We start from the raw sequence: 5,466 nt of genomic DNA on the forward strand, positions 1-5,466 counted from the left end.
CAGCGGGACGGGCCGCCGCGGGCGCGATCGCCCCCGCGGTCCGGCCCCCGCCCGCCGCGCTGGCCCCGCTCGCCGCCGCGGCGCTCCAGCATCTGCTGCACCTGCCGCTGCTGCTGGGCCGTGAGCACGGAGCGCGCCTGCGTGAGCGCCGCCTCGGTGTTCTGCCGCAGCTGCTGCATGATGGGCTCCGCCTGCTGGCGGCGCTGCTGCATCTGCTGCCGCTGCTCGTCCGTCAGCTGGGGACGCTGGGCACGGCGCTCCGCACGCTGCGCGCTGTCCGGCCGCGCACGGCGCTCGCCCCGCGCCTGCCCGTCCTGGGCACGCTGCGCCCGCTGGGGAAACAGGCCGGCCAGCTGCTGCTGCAGGGGCGCGTTGCGGGCCTGCAGGTCACGGTCGATGGACTGCAGCCGCTGCACCTGCGCGTCCGTCAGCTGCAGCCGCTGGCGCTGGGCGATCAGCCGTGCCACGGGGCTGCCGCCGGGACCGCGCTGGCCGCGGACGCCGCGCGGACCCTGGCCCTCGCGGCGCTCGCCGCGGGCCTCACGCCGCTCGCCGCGCCGGCCGTCGCGAGCCTGCTCGCCCTGGGCGGCCGGCGGCGACATCGTCTGCGCCGCGGCATGCACGGGCGCGGCCACCAGCGCCGCCGCCACGAAATAACGCATGGGGAACTTCATGTCGAGAGAACTCCTCGTTTCGTTGTGCCGGCCGCGGGCGACCTGCTCGTCCGCGGCCCCGTCCACAAGGGAGACGCGCGACGCCGGCGGATTGTTAAGTGCCTGATCCGACGGGCGTTCCGCGCTTCCGAAAGGGAGACGCGCGGCGGGCGGCGGATGTTAAGTCGAATCGGAATCCAAGCAGTTGAATAGCGGGATGACGATGGTCGTTGCACGGAACACTTGCGCGATCCGCCGCGCCACCCTACTGATTCCTGTATCGCGCGCGGCGGATGGAGGCATCCGTCCACACACGCTCATCCGGGAGGGAAGGAAGATGGCGACGCTCACGACGGGAACGCGGGGACCGCTGGCCGGGCTGGCGGGGCCCACGCACGCGCTGCTGCGCATTGGCGCGGGGCTGCTGTTCATGCAGCACGGCGCGCAAAAGCTGTTCGGCGCCCTGGGCGGCGTGGACGGCAAGGGGATGAAGGTGGAGCTGATGGGGCAGATGGGCCTGGCGGGCGTGCTGGAGTTCTTCGGCGGTCTGCTGATCGTCATCGGCCTGGCGACGCGGCCTGTGGCGGCCCTCCTGTGCCTGCAGATGATCGCGGCGTACTTCATCGCCCACATGCCGCAGGGCGGCCTGCCCGTGCAGAACGGTGGCGAGCTGGCGCTGCTGTACGCGCTGGTCTGGGCCTACTTCGCCGGCAACGGCGCCGGCCCCGCCAGCGTGGACGCGACCCTGGCCGGCCGGCGGGGCGGGGGACTGCGCAATTCCTGACCTCGGACCGAAACAGGGTCGCTGACTTCGGGTGTTGCCAAACCTGCCTCTCAAAGGGAGCCCAGGGGAGCGTCATCCTGAGGGAGCGCCGCGTGCAAGATGAACGCGCGCAGGACCTTGGCGCGACCAAAGGATCTTGTGTGCGAATCAACAAGCCGGCTATGATGCGCGGAGCCGGCTTGTCGCTTTGCGGGCAAGATCCTTCGTCGCCGCCATGAATTTCGCGCGAATCAGGTTTTGCGCGGCGGCTCCTCAGGATGACGCGTTCCAAGCGCGATGTCTGACAATACCCTCTGAGGGGCGTTGCGTGATCCGTGCCCGTCGTGGAACTCTGGCGCCGACCGAAGGATCTCGCCTGCCGTGCAAGGACTCTGCGTCATGGCCAAGTCCCTGCCGTGCGTAGTAGATCCTTCGGTCGCGCCCAAGGACCTGTGAATGGGCGAGTCTGCGCGGGCGCTCCCTCAGGAAATCAGATCGATTGGATCCCGGAATGGTGGATGAAAAAGGCGCGGTCCCGGTACGCGGGGCCGCGCCTTCGTTCGTCCGAGTCGGTCCCGCGCGTCCAGAGCGCGCGCCGTCAGTCCGCGGGGATGACGGCGGTGGTGTAGCGGGCGTGGAGCCGCCAGCCCAGCGCCTCGTACAGCGCCCGTCCCTCCGCCGTGGCGACGAGCACGCCGCGCCGGGCGCCGCGGGCACGGGCCGTCGTCTCCAGCGCCTGCATCACCGCGCGCGCCAGGCCGCGGCGCCGATGCGCGGCGTGCGTCTCGATGCGGTCGTAGAGGGCGAAGTCGTCCACGCGCACCATCCGCCCGATCGCCGCCACCTCGCCCCGCGCGTCCAGCACCCGCGCGACGGCGATGGGGCGCTCGTCCGCGAGGTCGAGCGTGTAGCCGTCGGGGAGGGCGGCGGCGGAGTGCGCCATCGGTCCGTCGCACGCCATCATGAAGCCGGGCGGCTGGATGACCCAGCGCGCGGGCAGAGCGGCGCGCAGGGCGTCGGGCGGCACGCACGCCTTGAGGTGAATCCAGGGCTCCGTCACCGCCTGGCCCAGGCGCCGCACGTCGTCGTCCAGCGCGGGAAAGATGTAGCGCACCCGTTGCCGCGGCCAGCCCACCTCCACGCGAAACCCGCTGCCGACGGGCACGGGTGGCGCCGTCTCGCGGGCGAGCGTCCAGCCCCTGACCCACGTCTCCACAATGCGCGGGTCCGCGCGGAGCCCGTCGTCCGCCGTGCTGCTCATCCCCATCCGTGCGGGTGAATTCACGAGCCCAAAAGCGATCCGCCGCGCGACCCGTGGGGCCGCGCGGCGGAGCTGCGTTACGCCATCTGCTCTTCGGGGTGGCCGATGGAGCTCTCGGCCGTCTCCAGCACGGGCGGCTCGGCCTCGCTCACGCCGTGATGCGCCATCCACCGTTCCGCCTCCAGCGCGGCCATGCACCCCGTGCCCGCGGCCGTGATGGCCTGGCGGTAGTAGTCGTCCATCACGTCGCCGGCCGCGAACACGCCGTCCACGCTCGTCGCGGTACGCCACGCGTGCGGCGCCACGACGTATCCGCTGGGCGTGAGGTCCAGGGAGCCCTGCAGGAACTGGGTGTTGGGCGTGTGGCCGATGGCGACGAACAGGCCGCCCACCTCCATGTCGCGCTCCTCGCCCGTCACCGTGTCCTTGAGGCGCAGGCCGGTGATGAAGTCGTCGCCCAGGACGTCCGCCACCTGCGTGTTCCACTCCACGCGGATCTTGGGATTGGCCAGCGTGCGCTCGGCCATGATGCGGCTGGCGCGAAAGCTGTCGCGGCGGTGGATGATGACCACCTCGCCGGCGAACTTGGTGAGGTAGTTGGCCTCTTCCATGGCCGTGTCGCCGCCGCCGACGACCGCCAGCGTCTTGCCGCGGAACGCCGGCAGGGCGCCGTCGCACACCGCGCACGCGCTCACGCCGCCACCACTGTGCGCCAGGCGGATCTCGTTGTCCAGCCCCAGCCAGTTGGCCCGGGCGCCCGTGGCCACGATGACGGACTTGGCCCGGATCTCGTCGCTGTACGACGGGCGCAGGACGAACGGGTAGGTGGTGAAGTCCACCGAGCTCACGTTCTCCATGATGGTGCGCGTGCCGAAGCGCTCGGCCTGCTCCTTCATGCGCCGCATGAGGTCCTGCCCGTCGATGGCTTCGGGAAAGCCGGGGAAGTTCTCGATGTCGGTGGTGTACATGAGCTGGCCGCCCGGGATCATGTCGCGCGAGGGCTCGCCCTCGATGACCAGCGGGTCCAGGTTGGCGCGCGCGGCGTACACCGCGGCCGTCCACGCGGCCGGCCCCGAGCCAATGATCACCAGCGTTTCCGTGCGAGCGTCCTGCGGCATCCTCAAGTCTCCGGTCGTCTATTTTCTGCCCTGGGGCAGGTCACGTTTGCGCCGCGTGAATATACACCGCAGGGGTCCGCGCGTGCTACGTGCCACGGGTGTCAGCCGGTCTCCCGTTCGTACCGGGCGAAGTCACCCGGAGCGATGATGTCGATGCCGGCGTATTGCTTCAGGACGAGCAGGTCGTTGTCGCCCGTGATGATGCAACCGCACTCGCCGGCCACGGCCGTCGCGAGCACGAGATCGTCATCCGGATCACGACAGACCGGCGCGGGGAGTGGTTCGGTGGGAACGAGCTGGATGATGGACCGCAGAAAGGCAATGCGTTCGTCCGCGGCTTCGGCGGACATGCGGAACTTGCCGCTCAGCTTCTCGCGGTACTCTTCCAGCAGGCCGTCAGAGGTGACGAGGTGGTGGGCTTCACTGCAGTGCTCGAGGAGGACCGAGCAGACGCCGCGGGACACGAACGCGGCAACGAGCACGTTCGTGTCCAGCAGGATTCTCACGAGACGATCCGGAACACGTCCTCGTCCGTCAGGTCGCCCTGGCCGGTCTCGCGCATGTGCTCCAGCGATTCCGCCCGAAGCTCGCGAAAGCGCCGCGCGAAGAGGTGGCGCTTGAGGGCGCGGTCCACGATCTCGCTTTCCGAGAGACCCTCGGCGCGGGTTGCCTCGTTGAGCGCGGAACGGGCCTCGTCGGAGATGTCCACCGTGATGTACGTCATGCCTAGCTCCGGGTTGAGATCCAGCGCCATTCCCGAAGCTAATCACGTTTTCTGGATATACACAAGCGACGTCGAGGCCAAGCGATCATTCACACCACCAGCAGCTCGCCGTCCTCGCGCCGCGCGTCACCCTCGTCATCCGACGGTTCCGGCTCCGGCGCGTCGGCCAGCAACGGCCCGGCGTCGTCGCGGTCGTAGTCGCGGAACTGGCGGGCGTACAGGCGCGAATACAGGCCGCCCGCCGCAATGAGGTCCGCGTGCGCGCCCTCCTCCACGATGCACCCGCCCTCCAGTACCAGCAGCCGGTCCGCGCGGCGCACGGTGGACAGCCGGTGCGCGATGATGAGCGTCGTCCGTCCTCGCAGCAGCCCGTTCAGCGCGTCCTCGATGAGCGCCTCGCTCTCGGCGTCCAGGCTGCTGGTGGCCTCGTCCAGGATGAGCACGGCGGGGTCCTTTAGGATGGCGCGCGCCAGGGCGATGCGCTGCCGCTGCCCCCCGCTGAGCTTGATGCCGCGCTCGCCCACCCGCGTGTCATATCCCTCCGACAGCAGCTGGATGAACTCGTGCGCATGCGCGGCCCGCGCGGCGGCGTGCACCTCGGCCTCGGGCGCGTCGGGCCGGCCGTACGCGATGTTCTCGCGCACCGTCCCGCTGAACAGCAGCGTTTCCTGCGGCACCAGGCCCACGGCCTCGCGCAGGTCCGCCATCCGCAGCTGCCGCACGTCCGTGCCGTCCAGCGTCACGCGGCCCTCCTGCACGTCCCAAAAGCGGGGGATGAGGGCCGCGATGGTCGTCTTGCCCGCGCCCGACGGGCCCACGAGCGCCACCGTCTCGCCCGGCTCCATGCGGAACGAGATGCCCCGCAGCGTCCAGTCCGGCGGACCGGCGGGGGCGGGCCTGGGCGGCTCGGCCACCTTGCCCTGCCAGGGCAGGTCGGGAAACTCCAG

The 5,466-nt window shown here is 70.7% G+C and carries 6 protein-coding genes and 1 pseudogene; 1 reads left to right on the forward strand and 6 read right to left on the reverse strand.

Translation table 11 applies throughout. The features are described from left to right. Positions 1-674, reverse strand: a pseudogene (locus VFZ20_RS22795) (hypothetical protein); the annotation flags it as partial. 316 nt (positions 675-990) lie between these two features. Between VFZ20_RS22795 and VFZ20_RS22800 the strand changes: the two are divergent. Then, the gene (locus VFZ20_RS22800) at positions 991-1,437 is read left to right on the forward strand and encodes a DoxX family protein (RefSeq protein WP_329686259.1); all 447 of its coding nucleotides are present in this window, start codon (positions 991-993) and stop codon (positions 1,435-1,437) included. A 577-nt stretch (positions 1,438-2,014) separates the two neighbouring features. Here the strand turns inward: VFZ20_RS22800 and VFZ20_RS22805 are convergent. The 5 genes from VFZ20_RS22805 to VFZ20_RS22825 form a co-directional block, all read right to left on the reverse strand. Continuing rightward, positions 2,015-2,677, reverse strand: a complete 663-nt coding sequence (locus VFZ20_RS22805; RefSeq protein WP_329686260.1) for a GNAT family N-acetyltransferase — start codon at positions 2,675-2,677, stop codon at positions 2,015-2,017. Positions 2,678-2,754: 77 nt separating this feature from the next. Further along, the gene (gene trxB, locus VFZ20_RS22810; RefSeq protein WP_329686261.1) at positions 2,755-3,795 is read right to left on the reverse strand and encodes a thioredoxin-disulfide reductase; all 1,041 of its coding nucleotides are present in this window, start codon (positions 3,793-3,795) and stop codon (positions 2,755-2,757) included. Positions 3,796-3,896: 101 nt separating this feature from the next. After that, positions 3,897-4,301 (reverse strand): putative toxin-antitoxin system toxin component, PIN family, encoded by a 405-nt coding sequence (locus tag VFZ20_RS22815; protein ID WP_329686262.1) that lies wholly within the window; start codon positions 4,299-4,301, stop codon positions 3,897-3,899. After that, on the reverse strand, positions 4,298-4,519 hold the full coding sequence (locus tag VFZ20_RS22820) for a hypothetical protein (RefSeq protein WP_329686263.1): 222 nt from the start codon (positions 4,517-4,519) through the stop codon (positions 4,298-4,300). Before VFZ20_RS22820 ends, VFZ20_RS22815 begins: the two co-directional genes overlap by 4 nt. Positions 4,520-4,608: 89 nt before the next feature. Continuing rightward, a partial coding sequence (locus VFZ20_RS22825; protein WP_329686264.1) for an ABC transporter ATP-binding protein occupies positions 4,609-5,466 on the reverse strand: 858 nt, incomplete at its 5' end.

The organism is Longimicrobium sp. (genome assembly GCF_036280135.1).
In the GTDB taxonomy this organism is placed as follows: Bacteria; Gemmatimonadota; Gemmatimonadetes; order Longimicrobiales; family Longimicrobiaceae; genus Longimicrobium.

Excerpts from the sequence above, each read along its gene's own strand:
- VFZ20_RS22800 (WP_329686259.1), top strand. The coding sequence starts at position 991 with ATGGCGACGCTCACGACGGGAACGCGGGGACCGCTGGCCGGGCTGGCG.
- VFZ20_RS22805 (WP_329686260.1), bottom strand. The coding sequence starts at position 2,677 with ATGAGCAGCACGGCGGACGACGGGCTCCGCGCGGACCCGCGCATTGTG.
- trxB (WP_329686261.1), bottom strand. The coding sequence starts at position 3,795 with ATGCCGCAGGACGCTCGCACGGAAACGCTGGTGATCATTGGCTCGGGG.
- VFZ20_RS22820 (WP_329686263.1), bottom strand. The coding sequence starts at position 4,519 with ATGACGTACATCACGGTGGACATCTCCGACGAGGCCCGTTCCGCGCTC.